This window comes from Vibrio sp. 2-2(8), assembly GCF_963888495.1.
Taxonomy (GTDB): Bacteria; Pseudomonadota; Gammaproteobacteria; order Enterobacterales; family Vibrionaceae; genus Vibrio; species Vibrio anguillarum.
On record NZ_CAWPJM010000033.1, the window covers coordinates 403201 to 426003 of the forward strand.

Annotated in this window: 21 protein-coding genes; 10 read left to right on the forward strand and 11 right to left on the reverse strand. The window is 43.7% G+C overall.

The window, feature by feature from the left end; translation table 11 throughout:
- Positions 1 to 51: 51 nt before the first annotated feature.
- Positions 52 to 666 carry a fumarylacetoacetate hydrolase family protein gene (locus AACV12_RS11035; RefSeq protein WP_094147295.1) on the reverse strand — a complete coding sequence of 205 codons (615 nt, stop codon included), beginning with the start codon at positions 664 to 666 and terminating at the stop codon, positions 52 to 54.
- A 284-nt stretch (positions 667 to 950) separates the two neighbouring features.
- Here AACV12_RS11035 and AACV12_RS11040 point away from each other — a divergent pair, with 284 nt between their 5' ends.
- The 3 genes from AACV12_RS11040 (at position 951) to AACV12_RS11050 (ending at position 3921) form a co-directional block, all read left to right on the forward strand.
- Positions 951 to 1946, forward strand: coding sequence for a porin (locus AACV12_RS11040; RefSeq protein WP_026027939.1), 996 nt, complete (start codon positions 951 to 953; stop codon positions 1944 to 1946).
- Positions 1947 to 2407: 461 nt separating this feature from the next.
- Positions 2408 to 3292 carry a DMT family transporter gene (locus tag AACV12_RS11045; protein ID WP_069211986.1) on the forward strand — a complete coding sequence of 295 codons (885 nt, stop codon included), beginning with the start codon at positions 2408 to 2410 and terminating at the stop codon, positions 3290 to 3292.
- Between the two features lie 59 nt (positions 3293 to 3351).
- Positions 3352 to 3921 (forward strand): glutaredoxin domain-containing protein, encoded by a 570-nt coding sequence (locus AACV12_RS11050; RefSeq protein ID WP_010320515.1) that lies wholly within the window; start codon positions 3352 to 3354, stop codon positions 3919 to 3921.
- A gap of 197 nt (positions 3922 to 4118) precedes the next feature.
- Here the strand turns inward: AACV12_RS11050 and AACV12_RS11055 are convergent, their stop codons facing one another.
- The 3 genes from AACV12_RS11055 to AACV12_RS11065 all read right to left on the reverse strand — a co-directional run bounded on the left by AACV12_RS11055 (position 4119) and on the right by AACV12_RS11065 (position 6028).
- On the reverse strand, positions 4119 to 4253 hold the full coding sequence (locus AACV12_RS11055) for a hypothetical protein (protein ID WP_013868100.1): 135 nt from the start codon (positions 4251 to 4253) through the stop codon (positions 4119 to 4121).
- Positions 4254 to 4356: 103 nt separating this feature from the next.
- The gene (locus AACV12_RS11060) at positions 4357 to 4707 is read right to left on the reverse strand and encodes a hypothetical protein (RefSeq protein ID WP_026027570.1); all 351 of its coding nucleotides are present in this window, start codon (positions 4705 to 4707) and stop codon (positions 4357 to 4359) included.
- A 124-nt stretch (positions 4708 to 4831) separates the two neighbouring features.
- Positions 4832 to 6028 carry a multidrug effflux MFS transporter gene (locus AACV12_RS11065; RefSeq protein WP_170900336.1) on the reverse strand — a complete coding sequence of 399 codons (1197 nt, stop codon included), beginning with the start codon at positions 6026 to 6028 and terminating at the stop codon, positions 4832 to 4834.
- A 134-nt stretch (positions 6029 to 6162) separates the two neighbouring features.
- On the opposite strand from AACV12_RS11065, the gene AACV12_RS11070 reads away from it, so the two are divergent.
- Together AACV12_RS11070 and AACV12_RS11075 are read left to right on the forward strand one after the other, a co-directional pair.
- Positions 6163 to 7047, forward strand: a complete 885-nt coding sequence (locus AACV12_RS11070) for a LysR family transcriptional regulator (protein WP_026029054.1) — start codon at positions 6163 to 6165, stop codon at positions 7045 to 7047.
- Positions 7048 to 7263: 216 nt separating this feature from the next.
- Positions 7264 to 9096 carry a putative bifunctional diguanylate cyclase/phosphodiesterase gene (locus tag AACV12_RS11075; protein WP_013868105.1) on the forward strand — a complete coding sequence of 611 codons (1833 nt, stop codon included), beginning with the start codon at positions 7264 to 7266 and terminating at the stop codon, positions 9094 to 9096.
- Positions 9097 to 9148: 52 nt separating this feature from the next.
- Here the strand turns inward: AACV12_RS11075 and AACV12_RS11080 are convergent, their stop codons facing one another.
- Positions 9149 to 10456, reverse strand: coding sequence for a peptidoglycan DD-metalloendopeptidase family protein (locus AACV12_RS11080; protein WP_017050287.1), 1308 nt, complete (start codon positions 10454 to 10456; stop codon positions 9149 to 9151).
- Positions 10457 to 10642: 186 nt separating this feature from the next.
- Positions 10643 to 10942, reverse strand: coding sequence for an isoamylase early set domain-containing protein (locus AACV12_RS11085; RefSeq protein WP_026027568.1), 300 nt, complete (start codon positions 10940 to 10942; stop codon positions 10643 to 10645).
- Positions 10943 to 11153: 211 nt separating this feature from the next.
- On the opposite strand from AACV12_RS11085, the gene AACV12_RS11090 reads away from it, so the two are divergent.
- The 4 genes from AACV12_RS11090 (at position 11154) to AACV12_RS11105 (ending at position 16314) form a co-directional block, all read left to right on the forward strand.
- The gene (locus tag AACV12_RS11090) at positions 11154 to 12815 is read left to right on the forward strand and encodes a SulP family inorganic anion transporter (protein ID WP_013868108.1); all 1662 of its coding nucleotides are present in this window, start codon (positions 11154 to 11156) and stop codon (positions 12813 to 12815) included.
- 354 nt (positions 12816 to 13169) lie between these two features.
- On the forward strand, positions 13170 to 14546 hold the full coding sequence (locus AACV12_RS11095; protein WP_026027937.1) for a YjiH family protein: 1377 nt from the start codon (positions 13170 to 13172) through the stop codon (positions 14544 to 14546).
- 200 nt (positions 14547 to 14746) lie between these two features.
- On the forward strand, positions 14747 to 15214 hold the full coding sequence (locus tag AACV12_RS11100; RefSeq protein WP_013868110.1) for a molybdopterin-dependent oxidoreductase: 468 nt from the start codon (positions 14747 to 14749) through the stop codon (positions 15212 to 15214).
- Positions 15214 to 16314, forward strand: coding sequence for a GGDEF domain-containing protein (locus AACV12_RS11105; protein WP_094128048.1), 1101 nt, complete (start codon positions 15214 to 15216; stop codon positions 16312 to 16314). Before AACV12_RS11100 ends, AACV12_RS11105 begins: the two co-directional genes overlap by 1 nt.
- 73 nt (positions 16315 to 16387) lie before the next feature.
- Here the strand turns inward: AACV12_RS11105 and pstB are convergent, their stop codons facing one another.
- The 5 genes from pstB to AACV12_RS11130 all read right to left on the reverse strand — a co-directional run bounded on the left by pstB (position 16388) and on the right by AACV12_RS11130 (position 21202).
- Positions 16388 to 17137, reverse strand: coding sequence for a phosphate ABC transporter ATP-binding protein PstB (gene pstB, locus AACV12_RS11110; RefSeq protein ID WP_013868112.1), 750 nt, complete (start codon positions 17135 to 17137; stop codon positions 16388 to 16390).
- 45 nt (positions 17138 to 17182) lie between these two features.
- Positions 17183 to 18046 (reverse strand): phosphate ABC transporter permease PstA, encoded by an 864-nt coding sequence (pstA, locus tag AACV12_RS11115; RefSeq protein ID WP_026027681.1) that lies wholly within the window; start codon positions 18044 to 18046, stop codon positions 17183 to 17185.
- Positions 18047 to 18051: 5 nt separating this feature from the next.
- On the reverse strand, positions 18052 to 18984 hold the full coding sequence (pstC, locus tag AACV12_RS11120) for a phosphate ABC transporter permease subunit PstC (protein WP_017045968.1): 933 nt from the start codon (positions 18982 to 18984) through the stop codon (positions 18052 to 18054).
- A gap of 211 nt (positions 18985 to 19195) precedes the next feature.
- Positions 19196 to 20017, reverse strand: a complete 822-nt coding sequence (locus tag AACV12_RS11125) for a phosphate ABC transporter substrate-binding protein (RefSeq protein WP_170900337.1) — start codon at positions 20015 to 20017, stop codon at positions 19196 to 19198.
- 282 nt (positions 20018 to 20299) lie between these two features.
- The gene (locus AACV12_RS11130) at positions 20300 to 21202 is read right to left on the reverse strand and encodes a DMT family transporter (protein ID WP_026027683.1); all 903 of its coding nucleotides are present in this window, start codon (positions 21200 to 21202) and stop codon (positions 20300 to 20302) included.
- Positions 21203 to 21299: 97 nt separating this feature from the next.
- On the opposite strand from AACV12_RS11130, the gene AACV12_RS11135 reads away from it, so the two are divergent.
- Positions 21300 to 22745, forward strand: coding sequence for an aminotransferase-like domain-containing protein (locus AACV12_RS11135; protein ID WP_170900338.1), 1446 nt, complete (start codon positions 21300 to 21302; stop codon positions 22743 to 22745).
- Positions 22746 to 22803 lie beyond the last annotated feature (58 nt).

A 22803-nucleotide genomic window follows, 5' to 3' on the forward strand; every position in this document is an offset into this window, starting at 1 on the left:
GGCTGCGGTGAATACTGATAATAACCGCAGCCCGAATAGCGCAAATCAGTTTTATTGCGCTAGCCATTCAATCTCGATTAAGGTCTGCTCTCCACATTTAAGACGCCCTAAAAAGAGATCGCCACAATGCACTTCTCCAACTCCTTGTGGCGTTCCGGTCATCACAACGTCACCATCACGCAGTGATGTGTAAGATTTCAGCTCTTCTAAAATGATGGCGGGTGAATAGATCATTTGGTTTACACCGCCGCACTGAACCCGAACACAGTTGATGAATAGCTCTAACTGCAACTTATTGATGTCAATACCATACAATGGCACAAATCGGCTAAGTACTGCTGAACCGTCAAATGCTTTCGCCCGCTCCCAAGGTAAACCTTTTGCTTTAAGCTGAGATTGCAGTACCCGCTTAGTCAGATCTAACCCCAAACCAACCGCGCTATATTGACCTTTTTTGATCAAAAAACAAATTTCAGCTTCATAGTGAAGCGTCTCTTGGTGAAACGAGGATAGAGTGGTTGTAATGCTCGTATTGGGTTTATTAAACACCACCATTTGTTCTGGTATTGTGTTATTAAGCTCTTGAATATGTTCAATATAGTTCCGTCCAACACACAACACTTTAGACGGGGTTATCTTCTGTTTATCCAAACGAACCGAATACATATACTCTTCCTTGAGATGACTAAGATCGTCGAGTTTACCTCATCTACAGCGCGAGTGAATGGATTTGCATCTTCATTAGATAAAAGTAAGATCTTCGACTCAAAATTCATGGCACCTTGACTATTTTGAACATCACTACATAACATTTTCTTTAATAAATCATCAATAAAAACAACATGTAAACATCATGAATCAGTAATTAAACATTCATTTAAAACATCTACTTTACTCACATCAAACCGTTCGAGCACTGAAGCTCATTGATTATGGATAAGGTAAATAAAATGAAAAAAGCAACAATCGCAACCGCAATTCTTACAGCATTGGTATCAGGTTCTTCTTTTGCTGCGACCGTTTACAAAGCGGATGGAAATGAGCTTAAAGTTGGTGGACGTGCAGAATTTCGTGGCGATTTCGGTGGTGATGACAAAGGCAAAGAAATTGAAGGCACGATGAAAAACAAAAGCCGTGCGCGTTTGAACATTACAGGTTCAACAGAAATCTCTGACTCTTTGAAAGGTTTTGCAACCTATGAAGCAGAGCAAACGGTTAATTCCTCCGCCAGCAACGATAAGAATTCTGATTTCAACCAACGTTACCTATTTGCAGGTTTACAAGCTGATTTTGGCGCTATTTCTGTCGGCCGCCAAGATACGGCTGGCGTGCAAATTTCTCAAATGTCAGACATCGGTACTTATACTGGCGCTCAAAAAGAGTTCATCAACGCAGGTAATGAGCAAATCAACAACACCTTCCTCTACGCAGCTACATTTGATGCCCTCAATGTGAAAGCAAGCTTTATTGCAGGCGAAGAAAAAGACACCGATGGCTTTGGTCTTTCTGCAATTTATAACTTACCTATCGGCCTTGGTTTAGGCTTGGGCTACGCAAGCAACGATAATGGCACAGGCCAAGGTGCAGCGAATCAAATTATTGCCGGTGTGAATTACACGTTGGACGATTTGTACTTAGGCCTGACCTATACACAAGGGGATTTGGACGATAAAGCGAAGAGCGAATTCAACGGGATTGAATTTGCTGCGCAATACAAAATCACAAGTAACTTCCGCTTGATTGGGGTGTATCAAAAAACGGAAAATGAAACTGCAAACGTCACAACGACGAAAAGTGATTTTGCTGAGTTGACAGGGCGTTATGATTTCAATAAATCAATCTACACTTACGTTGCCTACAAAATGAACAACCTAGATAAAAAAGACCTCGGCACTGCGTATGATGCAAAAGACTCTATTCGCCTAGGCCTACGTTACAACTTCTAATTTCAATCATACGAACGCATATACTCCCTAAGGATATCATCCTTTTGGCCAAGCACTCGCTTGGCCTTTTTTATTTGACGGCATTGCACCACAATGAAACAAATTGCACTAGGCTAGACCATGCTTAACAGAGCCAACAATATAAGTTCACTATTTTTCAATAAGTTAAAGGTGGCACACAACCTGCTATGTAATAAGTACAAATGCATGGCAGCGTTTGTGCTTCTTTTCAGTGCTAAGGCAGAGCACTGGCCGTTCATGTTCTTTCGCCCTCTTTTTAGGGGGCTTTTTTTATCCCATCACCACAGCCCATACGCAAAATGTTTGGCGTTTCAGACAAGTGGAAATCAGCAGGGATAACACTTGCTCAAATTTATTGAACCACTCCATTCATTTCAGAGATTGGTTTAACGCTGATAAGTCAGTATGATTCAACGACTTTTTCTATAACCCTCTTCTCTATGACCAAAATACTTCACCACCCAATCCAAGGGGCAAGTTGGATGCTAATCGCAGGCCTCGCCTTTGCGATAGTCAATAGCCTTGCTCAAGTCGCCAGTATCAATTATGGCCTGTCATCTACCACGGTGGCGCTGGTTCAATATGCCATCGCGTTAGTCGTTATTTTGCCGTATTTATCAACGTTAGGGATCCGCTACTCGCTGCGCACCAAGCATTTAAGCATGCATATTTTCCGTGTGTTTTTATCTGTGATTGGCATACAACTCTGGTTATGGGCACTCGCCTATCCCGTACCCATTTGGCAAGGTATTGCACTGCTGATGACCTCTCCTCTGTTTGCCACGATTGGCTCAGGCCTTTTTTTAAAAGAGAAAGTGGGTACAGCGCGCTGGGGAGCAACATTAACTGGCTTTGTCGGGGCGATGATCATCCTTGAACCTTGGGCTGACGATTTCAACTGGGCATCGTTGCTGCCTGTTGGCGCGGCATTTTTTTGGGCTTGTTACTCTTTGATGGTGAAAAAACTGTCTGCCCATGACTCACCGTCTACTATGGTGGTCTACCTTTTAGTACTGATCACACCGTTCAATCTACTGCTCGCTTTACCAGATTGGCAAACACCTCAAGGGGGCACTCTATGGCTCATATTGCTTTTTGCGGGTGCGATGACAGCACTGGCTCAATGGGCGATCGTTAAAGCCTATGCGGTGGCAGATGCGTCTTTTGTGCAACCTTTTGATCACGCGAAGCTGCCACTGAATGTTTTGGCGGGTTGGTTAGTGTTTGGCTGGGCACCACCCGGGCGATTATGGCTTGGCGCTGCCATCATTATCGCTTCAGTGGCCTTTATTACTCATTGGGAAACAAAAAAATCTTCGCGTTGAAATAAAAAGTCACTCAACTCTTTCCTATTCTCTAAGCAATGCTTCTTGAGGAAAACACGATGGCAAAACCGATAAAAATCACACTATACCGATGGGCTGGAAGTTGGGGTCCATTTAAAGTCACCATCCCTTGCGGCGAGTGTACGCTCACCAAGGACATTTTGACTGACACCTTCAATAATGAACTGGAGGGCATTCCCATCGAGTTAGAAGTCAAAGACTGGCTATCGTACTGGTGGGAACCCTTGAAACTTGGCGCATGGCACGCCCCAATATTGGTCGTTGAAGGTAAAGTGATCAGCCAAGGAGAAGCGTTAAATCGAGGTGTTTTGGTTCAATCGGTGATCAAAGAGTGGGCACAACGTGACGAGTTAACTGGCAATATTGTGTATGGAAAAGCCACTTGCCCGTACTGCGTAAAAGCAAAGAAATTGCTGGATGAAGCGGGAATTCAATACACCTATCATGATGTAGTCAAAGAAAGTGCGGCGCTGTACCGGATGATCCCAGAAGTTAAAGCCATCATCGGTCAAAAAACGCCCGTCACCGTGCCACAAATTTGGCTAGAAAGCCGCTATATCGGCGGGTGTGATAAATTGGAAGATTGGCTAACCAAAAAAAGTCAGTAGTGCCCCCCAGAGTATCTGGTTACTTTAGAAGAAAAAGTACTGACGCCTCAGAAACCGCCGACTCTTTAGTCAGTAATGGTATACGGGCTCTTTGTGGACGAATGGTGGACGAATTTGCACAGTCATTTTTACCCCAGTAAATAAAGCAAAGCCCCAGCTTGTTACCAAGCTAGGGCTTTTTGATTCTTAGGCATTCACTATTTACTGAATTTCTTCACTAGCGTTTTAATGAAAGACTTTTTCTTTGCTTGTGGTTTGCCATGCATTGCATCATACATCGCTTTTTTTGCGATCAGTTGACCAACGTAAGCACCACCTAATTCATAACCCATGAATCACCTCAACATGTAATTTATTTACCTAACGAGGTGTATATTAGTCCAAAAAAGAACAAAAACAAGACTTGAGTCACAAAATAAAGTAATTAATTTTCAGTTAACCGCGTTTAGGCTGCTTATAGGTTTTACCAGCAGCCAAGTAAGTTTCTTTCTGCTTAACTTCAAACATGGTTTCAAAAAACCAAGCAACAAACTTAATAACGTCATCGCCTTCATTCATAATGTGTTCGACAAACTCTTCTTCTTCACCTTGCTCATTTTCTTGCAACACGACGTGGTAAATGCGTTGCTCCCCATCCACTTCGGCTAAAGCAAACTGACCCACTAACGATAAGGCTGCTTCAGCAATATCTTGATCTTCAAATACTTTCAGCATATCTAACGCTTGAGGAAGTGTTTTTTGCTCGCACAAGCTTTTGACTAATGCTTGAAATTCATCTTGTTGCATTGATTTTTCCGTCGAATTAATGTCGCCGAGATTATACCTCAAATTATTTCTCTTGTGCCGACATGTACGATGTAAATGCACCACTAGACTTAAACCGCTTCAAACCGGAAGGGTATAAACAGCATTAAGCGAATTTGGTTTGACGTAAGCGATAGGAAGAACACAACACCAAAAACATAGCGCAACTGGTTGCTAAATAGAACCAACCTAGCGACATCTGACTCGTGATCCATCTTTCCACCAAGTATCCCCCTAAGAATCCAGCTAAACACATTTGAATGGAGCCGGATAAAGCCGCAACGGAGCCCGCTTGAGTTTTGTGTGGCCCGAGCAGCATGCTGGTGGATAATGGAAATGAGATACCTTGCGCAACCGTTAACCAAGTAAATCCCCACACTAAATTGAACACGCTCATCGGTGTTATCAGTAACCAAACACCGGCAAAAGCCATAATGACAATCGCCAAAGCAAGTAAACGTTGGGATGAAAAACGATCATTGAGTAAGTTAACGGCAACACTGCCTATCATCAAACCCGCGGAAGGGACGATCATTACGGTTCCATAATCGGCGGCCGTTAACCCCAACTTGTTTTGTAAAAGAAAAGGCAGCACCGACAGAGTCACTAAGCTAGATAAATAGCTGATCCAGTTGTAACTGGCGCTGGTCAGCACTTGGGAATTTTTCAAGAGTAGCAAGTAGTTATGCAATACGGCCTTCGGTTGAAACCGATGTTTCGCGTATGGCAACGTTTCTGGCAATATCCACCAACCTAAAATAAAAATGGTACAGATATACACTAATACGAACACAAACACGGACTGCCAACTTAAATGAAAGGCAATCCACCCACCGAGCACAGGGGCAATAATTGGCATAATTGAGGCAGTGATGGCGATGTAAGAAAGCGCCTTTGTTAATTGCAGACCATCATAACTGTCACGCAGCACACTGCGCCCAAGAACAGAAGCACTTCCCGCGCCAAGCCCTTGCAGTAGGCGACCAGCAGCCAACGCATGAAAATTATCCGAAAAACAGACACACAATACTGTACCGGCCAAGTAGATCCCCTGCCCGAGTAAAAATGTCGGGCGTCTACCAACCGCATCAGACAATGGCCCGTAAAAAAGCTGTGACATTCCAAACGCCACTAAAAAGAGCGTGACGAGCCATTGAATACTGGCTTGGTCAACCATTAAGTCTCGGCTGATCAACGGCAGTGCAGGTAAATAGATGCTCACCCCAACTTGGCCCGTGGCAATGATCATCATCGCCAATAACATCGGCGTCTTTTTAAATGGTGTGCTAGCGAGAGTTTTCATGGGTTGCTAAGTGAGCTCTTATCGTCGGTAGATGTGGTGTCAAAATACGTTTTCAGTATATATTGGCAACTCAGATTTGATAATAAAGCACTCAGGAAATGAATTAGTTCCAATGAGGAATGAGTAGGGTAACGATGGATTGGATACAAAATGTTAAAACATACATGCGAGTGGTTGAAGAAGGAAGCTTTAACGGCGCGGCACGTAAGCTCAATACCACCAGCTCAGCCATCAGTAAACGAGTACATTGGCTGGAAGAGAAAATTGGCGTGCAGTTACTTAAGCGCACCACACGAACGGTGACACAAACCGAAGCGGGTGCTCTCTTTTATGAGCGAGCAAAAGCACAACTTGAAAGTTGGCAATCGGTGGTTGATGAAACACGATCTGTCAGCCAAACTCCCGCTGGCCTGCTAAAAATTGGGGCGACACTCTCTGTGGGCTCAAAATTTTTGGTGCAGTATTTAGATGAATTTCTACAGCGCTACCCTGACATTCGAATCCAACTGACCACAACAACTCCGGGGCAATTGCCCGAACTTCACCTTGATTTATTCATCAGCCGAGAAATTGACCAACTCAATTCCCTCAGTTTTAAAGCCTCACCCCTATTTGAACATAGGGCCGGCTTTTATGCTTCTCCTAACTATATTGAAAAATATGGTATGCCCAAATCTGCCGAACAGCTTCAACAGCACAATGTCTTGATTTGGGGAGAACACACAACGCGCGAATTAAAAACCTCAACGGGCAAACGCCTATCGTTATCGGGTAACTTCGCGACAACCAATCCAGAAGCACTTTTCTATGCAGGCAAAAATGGCATGGGAGTGATTGTCACCAACGACGTGATGGTCAAAGAAGAGCTACGTTTGGGCAATCTGGTACGTTTGCTACCCGATATCACCGTTGATCAAGCAACGGTTTACGCTTATTACCCTAAACTTGATTATCAACACACTCGAACTCATTTATTTCTCAACTACTTAAAAGAAAAATTAACGCATGAAGCTAGATAACTAAATTGGGGTTACGTCTATTTCCATCACACAATTGTCCACCAGAGCAAATTTATCCCTAGACAAAAAAGTACTCATAAAACTCTGAAACTAAGCCGCTGAATAACCAATATTTTATTTTTTTGCGTCTCAAGTACCCATCATTGCGAGTGGCAAAACTGCGCAATGTCGACCATAGTCACTAAGTGCATATTCTAAAAAAACAGAGTACGACATATGACTAAAACATCATTGGCTAGGGATGCAGTTAGTCTAAACACCATTAACGAGCTCATGCTGCTCGATGGCTCTGAGTTACATGATCGAGCCACATTGGTGCTGCATACACATTTTCAAACCTGCTGTACATGCATCGTCGAGTTAGACAAATGGCATTACAGAGCTCACACCTTATCTCATGCTGGTGAGACGCCAGACAACAACGACACGGGTTATCCGCTCAGGGGAACACCGTGTGAGCAAGTGTGGAAATCAAAACAGGAATACTGTCTGTTTCCATCACAAGTGACCAAAATTTTTCCTGATGACAAGTTTCTAATTGAAAATAAGATTGATGCCTATATCGGTATTCCCCTACGTGCCAAGAATGGCGAAATACTCGGAATGCTCGTGTCTACCTTCTATTCTCCCATCGAAGATGAGGAATTCGTGATTGGCTACCACCGAATCATTGCGAACATAGTCGTTCACAGCCTGCGCAATAAGTGGTTGAGCGAACGCTCTGACAGCTTGGTTAACCAACTTAGCTACGAAGTTTCTCACGACAACCTGACTGATTTAATGAACCGCAGTTATCTAGCTGACAAATTAGAACGCTTAGTTGAAACAACCAATGAACCGTTTACTCTTGCTTATTTAGACATCGATAATTTTAAATCGATCAATGACTTATATGGGCACTATATTGGCGACCAAATCATTAAGTTTGTGGCTAATGCCATCATTAAAAGCGTTCCGGAAGAGAATTTGGCATTTCGAATCGCAGGGGATGAATATGCGTTTATCACCTTCTCTAATGATCCGTTGCAAATCTGCCGCTGTATATTGGATAAGCTAAATACAGGTTATGTCGATGCATCGCATCGCATTAAAATTAGCTTAAGCATTGGCATTTCAAGGAAAACTCAAGAGACAATCACGGCCGATCAACTGATTCTCAATGCCTGTTTAGCACTCAAAGAGTGTAAGCAAACTCGCGGTAGTAATATCCGTTGCTATGATACCCATCTGAGTGACCAATACCATCGTCAAACCCAAATCACAGAAGCTCTACGCCGTGAACTCAATAAGTTAACCAGTAAAAATAGTGAACTATTTGTGGTGGCGCAACCGATCGTCAGTCGTCACCAAGAACAGTGGAACTATTTTGAGATTCTCACTCGCTGGAATAGCGAAACTCTGGGTGCGATTTCACCGATTGAGTTTATCGATACTGCTGAGCAGTCAGGTTTAATTGTGGAATTAGGAGAACGCATTGTTGAGCTGGCATGCCTAGCAAAAGTTGAGCTAGAGGAGGGCTTAGGCTACAAGGTAAAATTAGGACTTAACTGTTCGGCACATGAACTGATCAACTCCAAGCGCTATCTCGAACACTTAATGCAAACCATTACTCAATACGGCTTTGAGCCTAATGAATTCACAATTGAGCTCACCGAAACAGTACTACTTTCACAAACCAGTGAAGTTAGATACATCTTAGATAAGCTCAGACTACTTGGTTTTACCATCGCGCTTGATGACTTTGGCACTGGCTATTCGAGCTTGAATTACATCCATAGCTACCCCATCGATTGCATTAAAATTGATGCCACTTTTATCAAAAACATGGTGTGTAACGAAACAGCGGAGCGCGTAGTTTGGTTGATTATTCAATTGGCAAATCAACTTCGAGTTGATCTCGTCGCAGAAGGGGTGGAGAACCAAGAAGCTCTAGAAAAACTCTATGCTATGGGCTGTGAACAGATCCAAGGTTACTATTTTTCAAAGCCAGAAACACCGCACTCTATCGTGACTCACTGGAACAACATGAGCCATGTACGGCGCGCATAAAAAACCCTCACTCTGAAAGTGAGGGATTACTAATATCCATTATGCTATCACATTAAGACTCTTGGTCAGCCGAAGACTCACTGGTGGCATACCGCAGTTCTTGCTGCTGAAGCATAGAATCGAGTTCATTACGCCTTGCAACAAACCCCGCCATCTCTTTTTTAGGCACTGAGTTTGCCATTGGTATGTTGGCGGTCATGGCATTCACTGCGCGATCTCGAACCATCAGCTCATAATGCAGATGAGGTCCAGTGACTCGGCCCGATTGCCCAGATAAACCGATCCGCTCACCTCGCGATACTTTCTGACCTTTACGCACTAAAATTTTACTCAAATGCAAATAGCGTGTTTTGTAAGTACTGCCATGTTGTATCACCACGTAATTACCCGCATAAGGGTGCTTACGCGTCATGATCACCGTACCATCGCCAGTCGAGAATACCGGAGTACCGACTGGTACACCAAAATCAGTACCATTGTGCGGAGCTACTCTTTTTGTGACTGGGTGCAGGCGATGCGCATCAAAGTTAGAGGTAATGCGTTTATTTGTCGTCGGATAGCGTTGAAATGCGCGCTGTAAACTATCGCCATTTTTGTCATAGTACTGCCCATCACGGTGTAAATAAGCAGAAACGTCTTTGCCTCGACTGTAGATTTTAATCGCTTGGATTTCACGATTGCCCGTCAATTTCTCACCGACAAATTGACGAGATTGAACCACTTCAAATCGATCGCCAACCCTAAGATCACGAGAGAAATTGAGTTTATCTTTAAGTAAAGAGACGATCTGTTCTATCTCAGCGCTGCCTAACCCTATCGAATTGACCGACTGAGAAAAGCTGCCTTGGATCTCGCCAACCATGGCGAACTCTTTCCATACACCCGGTATTTTAACATCTTGAAACTCATAGGTACCATCATCTAAACGTGAATATACCGCGCGCTCGACTAGGCTAAATTCTAGCTCCATTTTGGAAAGCGCATTTCCATTTTGCGCTTTCCAAAACCTGAGGATGTTGCCAGGTTTTAACGTATCCAATGCGAGGTAGTTTAAATCGGTTTCCATAATCTTCATCAAGTCTTGGTAACCAAAGCCAAGTTGATTAAAGATAGTACTTAAATTGTCACCAGATTTAATCTCATATTCAAAATCCGGAAGATTTTTTACCTCAATAGCATCAGATAAAATCGACTGAACAATTTGAGTTTCGGTAATAGAGAGCTCAATTTGGCGCTGTAAGGAGCTATCCTGAATAGACGAGGAAAATGCGATGGCCGCGACAATCGGTAGGCCAATAATCGACGCTTTTTTTGGAAGTGAAAGCTCAGAAAAGCGCAGAATGAGAGAACGAGGAAGCACTATCTATCCTGTGGATTAAGTCAAAAGAGCCTCAAGATTAAGACTTTCTGTTTCAAAAGTCACCTATATCGTGTGATTCTATGGTCAAAAAAGGCACCGGAGTGCCTTATAACAAATCAACAATTACACGTAAAAATGAGTACTGTCCTAATCATGTTTCACGCTTTCACAAGATTTATCAACAACCTATTGATAAGTCGTTACTAGGCTATTTTCCTCGCCAAAACCATTGGCAATGTACTGGTCAGCGCTAGGATCGTTAACCCATTGTTGGTCATCCAACAAGTAACGAAATTGAAATTCAGCATCTTTAGGCAAACGGGTTTTAAATTTAAAACTATTACTTTTCGCCACCTTTTTCATCGGTTCTGGTTGCCAGTCAAGAAAGTCCGCTACTATCGCAACATTGCCAGCCGTATCTGGGGCGTCCACTTCAAAGGTCACTTCGACTTCTTCTTTTGTTTTAAAAAAACGTTTATTAATCATCACAAACTCCATCTCTGTATAAAAAACATCCTACCTAATGAATCATAAGAAAATAGACTCACATCCACAACTCTAAATAGTAAAAATTCCGCCGCCGAACCACTATATTTATAACCTCAGTTGAATATTCACCCCTCTTTACAGCATTTTAAATGAGCGTAGAATCCACCGCGCTTTCTATTTTCCCCTATTTTCAATAAGGTTATCAATTATGTTTGCCGTATATGAATCCTATAAAGCCGGTCTGCTACGACCAAAACAGTGGCTAAATAATATCAGTGCAGGTTTGATTGTAGGGGTTGTCGCTCTGCCACTGGCGATGGCATTTGCTATTGCTTCTGGCGTGAAACCGGAGCAAGGGATATACACCGCCATTATTGCAGGCGTTATCGTTTCACTGTTTGGCGGCTCGCGAGTGCAGATAGCTGGCCCAACGGGTGCTTTCATCGTGATACTTGCTGGAATTGTTAGCCAGTATGGGGTCAGCGGGTTGCAGATAGCCACTATGATGGCCGGTGTGATTCTATTGGTTCTAGGGGTCGCAAAACTCGGTAGCATCATCCGCTATATTCCTGACCCCGTAATCGTCGGCTTCACCAGCGGTATCGGTGTCATCATCTGGGTTGGGCAATGGCAAGAGTTCTTCGGCCTCCCCAAGATCGAAGGTGAGCATTTTCATCAAAAATTAGTGTCTATTTTCCATGCCTTTCCGCAGATGGATTGGGCCACAACAGGCCTTGCGTTATTTTCACTCGCGCTGGTTATCTTCGGTCCTAAGATCCCGAAGCTCTCGAAAGTGCCAGGGCCACTGCTTGCTCTCGTCACCGTTACCGTGTTGCAATATTTTGTTGGCTTTGAAGGGATCCGCACGATTGGATCGGCTTTTGGAGGCATACCTCAAGGACTGCCAGAGTTTTCGCTTCCAGAAGTTAGCTTCTCTCAAATTATTCTATTGATTGGCCCTGCTTTTGCGATTGCCATGCTAGGTGCGATTGAATCATTGCTTTCGGCGGTGGTCGCCGATGGTATGGCGGGCACCAAACACAACTCAAACCAAGAATTAGTCGGCCAAGGTATCGCTAATATCGTGGCTCCGCTCTTCGGTGGTATTGCAGCAACAGGCGCCATTGCACGTACTGCAACCAATATACGCAACGGGGGGACAAGCCCACTTTCGGGCGTGGTGCACTCGCTCACTCTGGTCATTATCCTTATTGCACTTGCACCATTAGCCGTCAATATTCCACTGGCAGTACTCAGTGCGATTTTGTTCGTCGTAGCATGGAACATGAGTGAAGTTCCCCACTTTATTAAATTGGTTAAACGTGCACCCAAAGCCGATGTGGTTATTTTGTTGCTAACCTTTGGATTAACCGTGTTTGCTGACTTAGTTGTCGCCGTCAACATCGGGGTGATCATCGCTACCCTTCACTTTGTAAAACGTATGGCATCTAGTGTTGAGGTAAAAGCCAGTACACACCATGAGCTCAGTGCTGAGCTGCTTCGTCATGGGCAAACTCAGTTACCAAGAGAGCTCGCCGTTTATGCCTTAGAAGGCCCATTTTTCTTTGCTGCGGCTGAAACCTTTGAGCGTGTGATGAGCAGCATTCAAGAGCAGCCAGAAATTTTAATTATTCGCCTTAAATGGGTTCCATTTATGGACATTACTGGCCTGCAATCCATTGAGGAAATGATCGAAAACTTCCATAAAAAGAATGTGCAAGTGTTGATCTCTGGTGCAAATACTCGTGTTGCAATGAAACTGAAAAAAGCGGGGATTGTTGATTTGGTCGGTGAAGATAATTTCTTTAGTCAATTCGATGATGCGCTCAGCGTTAGCCTACAACGTTTGAATATCAGTACAGCTCAATAAAGCTCATTGGACCTATACATTTTTGGCCTTTAGCCTGCGGTTAAAGGCCTTTGACTGACCCGTCCCTCTTACCACCTTAACCGCCCAATTTTCCTCAGCCCTCCTTAACTCTTTTTAAAACGCACGCCTCAATCACCAACAGATTATTAACCAATGCAACAATAACAAAACAAATGACCATGTTATCTGAGAATAACAGCTCTTTTGTTTGAATACTTAACCTTGATTAATGAATAGTATTGCAAGCCATCTTAAAAATAGATATTCTTGCCTGCAATGACTAAATAGAGCTATTTAGTGCATTTTTATGCCACCAGTTGGTGACTATTGACCCGCAGTAATACGAGACACGACATGCAAGATAACGCTCAAACTATTGAAGCTCCTGTAGCACCAACACAAAGTAGCTTTTGGATGTTTTTCATCCCTTCGTTAATTGGTCTATTTTTGTTTATGGCGCCAATTAGCTACCAAGGTGACTTAACCATTCCAGTTGCCGTCCTTGCTAAATCTATCCAAGCTATTTTGGGCGATTACCTTGTTGCAATAGTGACAGTGATCATCGCCTTTATGTCTGCAGCTTCCATTTTATGTAAAATTTTTCAACCTGCATTCATTACAAAGAGTCCTTTCTTAAATGGGCTTTTTAATCCATCGGCTCTTTGGTTAGCCGTCCGTGTATTTGGTGGTATCGCCGTCATCATGACGTTTTTCCAAATCGGCCCTAAGGCTATCTGGGAAGAAAACACTGGCGGTATGGTTCTTGAGGGTTTATTACCCACTTTATTTTCTGTATTTATTTTTGCAGGGCTTTTGCTGCCTTTACTGCTTAACTTCGGGCTACTGGAGCTATTTGGTAGTTTATTAAGCAGAATCATGCGTCCAGTTTTCAACCTTCCAGGCCGTAGCGCAATCGACTGCATGGCTTCTTGGTTGGGCGACGGTAGTGTCGGTATTTTGCTGACCAGCAAACAGTACGAAAGCAAATTCTACACACAGCGTGAAGCCGCTATTGTTGGTACAACGTTTTCTGCCGTTTCAATTACCTTCAGCTTAGTCGTTATTGCGCAAGTTAAGCTAGAGCATCTGTTCCTACCTTTTTATGGCACCATTTGCCTTGCAGGCTTTGTTGCAGCGATCATCATTCCTCGCCTGCCACCATTAAGTTTCAAAAAGAACACTTATATTGATGGTACCTCTCCAGCTAAAGATGCCGATGCAGTTCCAAGCGGCCATACCTCGTTCTCATGGGGGATGGAATTAGCACTGGCGAAAGCAAGCCAAGTTAAATCTGCAAAATCGATCTTCGCTGAAGGCATGCGTAACGCTGTTGATATGGTGTTTGGTGTGCTACCTGTCGTGATGGGCTTGGGTACTCTGGCTCTGATTGTTGCAGAATACACCTCTGTATTTTCTGTATTGGGCCAACCGTTTATTCCTTTTCTAGAATTACTTGGTGTACCTGAGGCTGTTCAAGCATCTCAAACCATTGTGGTCGGTTTTGCGGATATGTTTATTCCCGCGATTCTTGCAGCTTCCATTGATAATGAAATGACACGTTTCGTGATTGCGGCCATGTCAGTGACTCAGTTGATCTATATGTCAGAAGTGGGTGCATTAATGTTAGGCAGCAAAATTCCTGTCAACATACTTGAGCTGTTTGTCATATTTATTCTGCGTACGCTCATTACACTGCCAGTGATAGCTGGTGTAGCACATCTCATATTTTAGTAAACAATGCAGCAGTAACGGCACTAATAACATTTCAATATGCAAGTCCCCACTTATGTGGGGATTTTTTGTTCTAAACTAAAGATTGATTCGACCAAATTAACAGAAATATAAATAGAAAATAATTTCATTGATTAAATTATCACCTTATACTTTTAGCCTATGCTCTAAGAAAAAAGCAGAAGTAAATAAGGTAGTTTATGATGAGATGGATAACCGCTTTACCACTTATTTTTTTCAGCTTATTTGTTCATGCTGCAAGCTTAACTATTACCCTCCCAAACCAAGATCGGGTTACTTATTCTCTTGCACAATTGGCAGAGATACTGCCTCGTGAAACCTTCACGACTCAGCTTCCTTGGTTACCAAAAGAAAATACTTTCACTGGTTTTAAAGTTATTGATTTAATTAATCATTTGCAAGTTGGACAGGTTTCTTCTGTATCATTTTTGGCCATTAATGATTACGCCGCTAATATTGCAATTGAAAACTTAACTCGCTATGAACCCATTATTGCTTATCACATGAATGGCGATGAAATGAAAATAAGAAACAAGGGGCCGTTTTGGCTGATCTACAATCTAGATAAATATCCACAAATAGACAATGGCATTTATTACACCCAAATGGTGTGGCAGTTAGAAAAACTATTGATTCACGGTAAATAATGAATTTTACAAAACACAGCACTTTACACCCCTTGCTATACCGGGCAAAAACACTGTTGATTGTCCTGTCAGCCACCTTGATCGTCGCTAATTTGTATATACTTTCGACCACACGCTCTTTAGCCAACTCCTATACAGACCAGCGTAACTATGCAACTTGGTATTTATTCCAGCTCACCAAAGAGTATTCTGAGCTGGTTGCTTCGATTCCTTATTACTTAGATTCACAGGAGAAGAGAGCGCACACTTGGCTGCAGTATGAGCTGATTTGGAGCCGTTTTGACTTGATTCTAACGAGTAAGGAATCGGATAATTTTATGGGTAGAACGGATTCCCAGCATTTCTTTAAGAACAACTTTGATGATTTCAAAATATTAGAAAGCTTATTGCTGGCCGTTAAAGATCAAAAGTCATTGGCTGTATTTGAAAAACATGCCCACTTGATTTACGACCAAGTTATCGGCTATGTAAACCAAAACTTTCAACTGCAAAGCCCTATCTATCTAGAGCAAAAAGAAAAAGCAAATAGGCTAACACAGGTACAATTTCTGCTGATGTTCTTGATGCTGGGTTGCATTGGCTTAGTTAGCTATATTTTTCATAAAGAAGCGGTTGCTCAGCGTACCTTAGCATTAACTGACCCTCTAACTGGGCTTGCTAACCGCCTTGCTATGTTTGAAGAGCTGAATCAAATTTCTACCAACAACCCCTTCTCTCTCTTTCTTCTCGACTTAAATGGCTTTAAGCCCATTAACGACCAAAATGGTCATAAAGCAGGGGACAGTGTGTTGCAGCAAGTAGCGTTTCGCTTAACACATTCGATTCCAACCTTTGATTATTCGGTATTTCGTATGGGGGGTGATGAGTTTGCCCTGATCATCCATAGCGTAGATGCGATGGAGCTGAGCATTATGCAACGCCACATTAAAGCGTGTTTTAAAGAGAATTTCTTCGTGGATAATGGAGTGGGAGCAAAGCTTTCAACCAGTATCGGTATTGCCTCTTTTCCTAAAGATTCAGCCAATATTAATCAATTAATACATATTGCGGATAAGAATATGTATGCCATGAAGTTTCTACAAAAAAGCCCCTCTGTATGAGGGGCAAAGTTACCATCGCTTTATAGTTATAATGAGTCCGCTATTATTCCAGGTTAGCCGCTGCAATAAGTGACTAGCCGAAATCGCCATTGACATATCCCATGGTTCTATCATCTTTAGGATTGTTGAAAATCACTTGTGTATCATTGTGTTCAACCAATTCCCCCATTAAGAAAAACGCTGTGCGATCAGAAATACGACGCGCTTGCTGCATTGAGTGCGTGACAATAACGATGGTGTAATTCTTTTTCAGCTCTTCCATCAATTCTTCAATTTTGTGTGTTGCAATCGGGTCAAGGGCGGACGTTGGTTCATCCATCAAAATCACATCCGGCTCCATCGCTATCGTACGTGCGATGCACAAACGCTGTTGTTGACCACCAGAGAGGCCAAACGCATGCGACTTCAAGCGATCTTTTACTTCATTCCACAGCGCTGCGCCGCGCAACGAGCGCTCAACCACTTCATCGATGTGCTTTTTATCTTTAATCCCTTGTGCGCGTAACCCATACGCCACGTTTTCATAAATACTCATTGGGAACGGATTTGGCTTTTGGAACACCATTCCCACTTTGATACGCAGATCTGCAACATCAATATTGCCGTAAATATCTTGCCCATCCATCGCCAATTTACCGGTGATAGTCACGCCTTCAATGAGGTCATTCATTCGGTTCAAACAGCGTAATAAAGTCGATTTTCCGCAGCCAGAAGGGCCAATCAGCGCTGTCACTTGACGAGTTGGAATAGGCAGGTTGATTGATTTTAGCGCTTGGTTATCGCCATAAAAAAGGTCTAGGTTTTCAATATTAAATTTGTTCATTCTTGTTATCTCTCAAAATTCTGTAAATCGCGCCCAACGCTCTGCTTAATAAGAAGCGGTATTAAATCGTCTTGCGATTAGCTTCGTCACCATGTTGATCAGTAGCACAACCACAATCAGCACGGTTGCTGTGCCGTAGGCCTGATTCCACTCTTCAACCGTGAACAGCTCTGTTGTGAGCTTGTAAAGGTGAACGGTTAGGGTGCGGCCTGAATCGAGCAATGAATCAGGAATACGTGCCACCATTCCTGCGGTTAAAAACACAGGGGCCGACTCGCCAATAACACGACCAATACTCAAAATAATTGACGTGAGGATGCCGGGCATTGCACTTGGCAAAATCAGACGCCAAATGGTGTATATTTTTGAGGCTCCAAGACCATAAGAACCTTCGCGATAAGTTTGAGGAACGGCCATCAACGCTTCTTCTGTGGTCCGAATGATCACAGGCAAAATCAAAATGCTGAGCGTTAGCGCACCCGACAAAATAGAGAAGCCTAAGCCTAGAATCACCACAAAGAAGGTCATGCCAAATAGACCAAAGATAATGGAGGGGATCCCCGCCAAAGATTCGGTACAAAAGCGGATCACTTTCACCAAGCGGCTACCGATTTTGGCGTATTCGGTAAGATAAATCGCCGTCATAATACCCAACGGGGCGGCCACCGAAATAGAAGCGATCACCATATAAATCGTCGATATGATCATCGGGAAGATCCCGTGTTCATTGCCAGTACGGGTGTAATCGTCAGTAACGAAATTCCAATCTACGTGTTGTAGCCCGTTAGAAAGGATGTACCAGATAATCCAAAATAGGAAGCCGACTGTTACAGCGGCCGCAATCCAAATAGATATTTTCAATACGTTATCTTTTAGCTGGCGGGCACGTTTTAGTTTTACTGTATCCATCACTATTACCTCGCTCTCTCACGGTTTAAATAGAGCAATGTAGCATTCAAGATCATGATGAATGCCAATAGCACAACGCCTGTTGCATAAAGCGCACTGGCATGAACACCACTTGCGTAAGACATTTCAATCGCAATATTGGCTGTCAGCGTGCGTGCTGAGTCTAAAATACCTTCAGGCATCGCTGGCGCGTTGCCCATCACCATAATAATGGCCATGGTTTCACCGAGCGCGCGCCCAATTCCTAAGATGACGCCGGTCATAATTCCGGAACGAGCTGCCGGTACCAGTAATTTGAAGATGGTAAAAATACTGGATGCACCTAATGCCAAAGAACCTTCTTTGTACGCATGAGGGACCGCGCGAATAGAAGTCTCGGACACGGTAATCACCGTCGGTAAGATCATGACACCAAGCACAATAATGCCCGCGAGAATGGTATTGCCCGCAGGAACTTGGAAAATGTCCTGAATCAAAGGAACAATAATCACAAGACCAAAGAAACCATAGACCACGGAAGGAATACCAGCGAGCAATTCAACGGCTGGGCGAATGATATTCGCGACACGTTTTGGTGCGACTTCGGCAATAAAGATAGCGGTGAGTACGCCCACAGGCACACCAACGATAACCGCACCAAACGTTGAAACCACAGAAGCGACAATCATAGTTGCCACACCATACAGAGCTGGCGGCAACCAATCTTGTCCAAGGACGATACCCGAGATGCCCACTTCTTGAAATGCGGGAATACTTTCGCGGAAAATGAAGTAGGCAATGATGGCAAGAGACACAATGCCAATAATGGCACTGGTAAGAAACAACCCGTGGAAAATGCGCTCTTTCCAGTCCACACGCTTTTTAGCACGAAGTGCACGTTTGGAAGCTTGCGTAGAAACGTTGTTCATAAGCTTTTCACTATTTGTTGCGATGGTCATAGTATCAATCTCACTATTCGATGGAATCGACGTGGATAGAAAAGGCTCAGCCCCAACGATGGGCTAAGCAAACTTTTAAAGTTATTTCCCCAAACAACTTGAAGTGGCGGCTAAACAGCAAGTCAGTGAATTCCCATCCACATGGATAAAGCATGTGTTTGGGCTGAACGAAACAACGTCGCTGCACCTTCAAGTCGAATGGGAGAGTCTATTAGTTCACTGCGATATAGTGATGTTCTGCAACGAGTTTTTGAGCTTCAGGCGTTAGCATCCAATCAAGGAACTGTTGCGTTTGAGCGGATGGTTGGCCTTTTTTGTACAGTACAAGGAAAGGACGAGCCACTTTGTATGAACCATTTTTCACGTTATCTACCGATGCATCAGTACCGTCTACCGCTAAGGCATGAACCGTGTTATCAACGGTGCCAAGAGAGATGTAACCGATGGCATAAGGGTTAGACGCAACCATAGTTTTCAAACTACCGTTACCGTTAGCTACTTGAGCTCGTTGAGAGATAGCAGATACCGTCTTGTCTGAGATTTTTTTTGTCAGTTTCATAATCTCTTCGAATGCACCACGAGTCCCTGATGCGGTATCGCGAGTAATTGCAACGATAGGTTTGTCTTCACCACCGACATCTTTCCAATTCGTGATCTCGCCTCGGTAAACGGCAGAGACTTGTTCAGCACTCAACCCTTTTACTTTATTGCTTGGATGCACAACCACCGCTATACCATCAAGCGCGATCTTTTCTTCAACTAATGATGCTTCTTTTTCTGAGCTTTTTAGGCCACGTGAAGACATACCAATATCCGCACTGCCGTTCTTAGCGGCTTTAATACCGGCAGAAGAACCTGGGCCTTGAACCTCAATAAACACGTCCGCGTTTTTCTTCATATATGTTTCAGAGAAAACTTCCATCAATGGCGTTACGCTGCTAGAGCCAACAGCAGAAATGGTTTCTTTTGCAAAAACTGGGTTAACTGCCAATGCACCTAAAAGAGCGATTGCACCGATTACTGTCTTTTTCATCACAAATATCCTTAAGAGGCTTTATTGCCGTTGTGTATTGAACGAAACTCACTTTAGGACGCAAATATGACAGTTGTGTTTCACTTAGTTTAAAACTAGATGACACAGTAAAATATTTTAGGAAAACAGAGGAAGGGCAGCGCATTTTTGAGTGCATCGCTTAAGATCAATCTGAAAAAATTGGCAAAGTCATTAGGTGCCGCCGCGAGTCAGAAATTATCCATTTATTACCCGACCACCAGCAGAGCACCCCATTCTAAGTTCGATTTATAGGGGTGAATTTTATGAACGCTCAAATACCGGTTTCGCCAATTTTCTCAGCAGATTCGGCTTTTTCACCACCAGATAAACAGCCGTAACGGCAAGGCAGAAGCCCGCAACACCAAACCCATCCAATGATTCATCAAAAGCAAGCCATGCTTGAATGGCGGTGGTTGGCGGTACAAGATAAAACACTGAAGCCACACTTGAGGCCGCACCGTGTTCAACCATATACAACAGCAATAAAATAGAGACACATGACAGCACCACAACCAGCCATACCAGTGTCATGATAAAGGTCGGTGTCCATTGCACTTGCATGGTTTCAAAGCTCCAAGCCCAAGGTAAAAATAGGCATAACGCAGCCACATATTGCACGGTAGCGCTGCCAATCATATCCACACCTTGGCAAAATTTTTTCTGATATAAGGTGCCGAGCGTGATGCCGAGCAGAGATAACAAACACAAACTAATGGCAGGCCATTTGTGTACTTCCGATTGCCACTCAATGTTACCCATCAAGACGAGACTTATCCCAGAAAACCCAAGAGCTAACCCTAACCACTGCGCCAGATTAAAGCGCTCTGTACTCATAAAAACCAGCAGCAGCGCAGTCAAAATGGGTTGCGTCCCCACCAGCAGAGCACTTAAACCTGCTGGCATTCCCCAAGAAATCGCTTGGTAGGTTCCGCCCAAATAGCAACCATGAATCAACACGCCCGTTATACAGGAATGCCACAAATGGCGACCACGCGGAATGCGCCTTTTGAGCAATAACAGCAAACCAATAAAAAGCACCACGTTCGCCACCATGCGCAGCGTGAGCAGCGTGGCAGGTTCCGCATACATTAAGCCAAACCTTGCGCCAACGAAACCAGATGCCCATAGCACGACAAACAAGAACGGGATCATTCTTACAAACATCACAAAATTCCTAGCCACAATCGATTCTATGCTGCTACTTTATTTGGGTACAGTTATGCGCAAAAGGCACAGATTTGAATAATTTAGTGGGTACAGAATGAAAAGTAAGCTTAAAAACACGGATCCTAAATATACTGAGGTAAAACGTCATCTTAAGCAGACCATCGACGATGGTTTATTCCACGCACACGATAAAATGCCTTCCATTCGCCAGCTATGCGAACAACTGTCTGTCAGCAAAAATACCGTTATTCGTGCTTATCAAGAGTTAGAAGCGATGAATGTCGTCTACTCTCAGCCTCGTTCAGGCTATCGAGTCCAAGGTGCTGTAACCCCTTTGGAGATTCCGCTGCCACAACCCAATAGCATTGACCTGCTCTCTTTATCTAAATCAATTTTGGTTCAACCCACAGTGAAACATCACATGCCCGCAGGTTCAGCGCATCCTAATACGCAAAGCGCCGCGATTCGTAGTTTGTATGCAGAAATTGGCCGCCACAGCCGCCAGCAAACGCACATTCCTAGCCACTATCAGCTACCGCCAGGTAATAGCCATTTAGTCAAACAACTGCTAAAAATATCGCAAGATTTGGGCCTACAAATCAAAGCACAAGAAATCGCCATTACGCATGGCGGTCAGCAGGCCATCAGCCTCGCATTTCGTGCATTAACCAAGCGCGAAGACATTGTGGCCGTTGAGTCACCTTGTTATTTTGGCACGCTGCTGTTGCTTGAATCATTAGGCTTAAAAGTGGTGGAGATCCCCAGCCATAGTGTCGAAGGCATCGACATCAGCGCCCTCGAACAAGCGCTATCTCAATGGCCGATTAAGGCGATTCTCGTCACGCCTAATTTTAACAACCCAACCGGTTCACAAATGCCTCTGGAAAAACGTAAACAGCTTTTGGCTGTCAGTGGTGATACACCAATTATTGAAGATGATGTGTTTGGTGGCCTGTATTTTCAAAAACCGATACCTTGCTTGAAGATGCTGGATGGCAAAGGCCGCGTTATTTACATCAATTCGCTCTCCAAAACCTTGGATTCACGGCTGAGGATCGGTTGGATCATCGCTGGAAAGTATCAAGCGCAAATAGAAAAGATATTGCTCAGCGAGAATATGGGCAGCTTGAATTTAATCCAATCAGCCGTAGCGGAATTTCTCGAAAGTGGTAAGTACCGTCAGCATCTAGCCAAAATGCGCCGCACGTACCAACTGAACCAGCAGCGCTTTGCCAAATTGCTCACCACCTCGCTCAATCACTACCCGTCGCTGCAAGGGCAGTTTCAATTAAGTCGACCTGAAGGTTCATTTTTATGCTGGCTGACACTTCCGCCATTCATCGATAGTTTTGAGCTTTATCAATGTAGCCTGCAAAACAAAATCAGCCTCCTGCCGGGGCATCTTTTTGCAACACAAGGGCAATTCCAACACTGTATCCGTTTCAGTGTAGCGAACTTTGAAGACAACATGGCATGGCAGGAAAGCATAAACAAACTGACCGAACTGATTCATCTCGCGGCATCAGATCACAAGACGTAAGCATACGCATTTTAAAAAATTGCTGACTAACCACTTGTATTGCAACAAAGTCGGCATA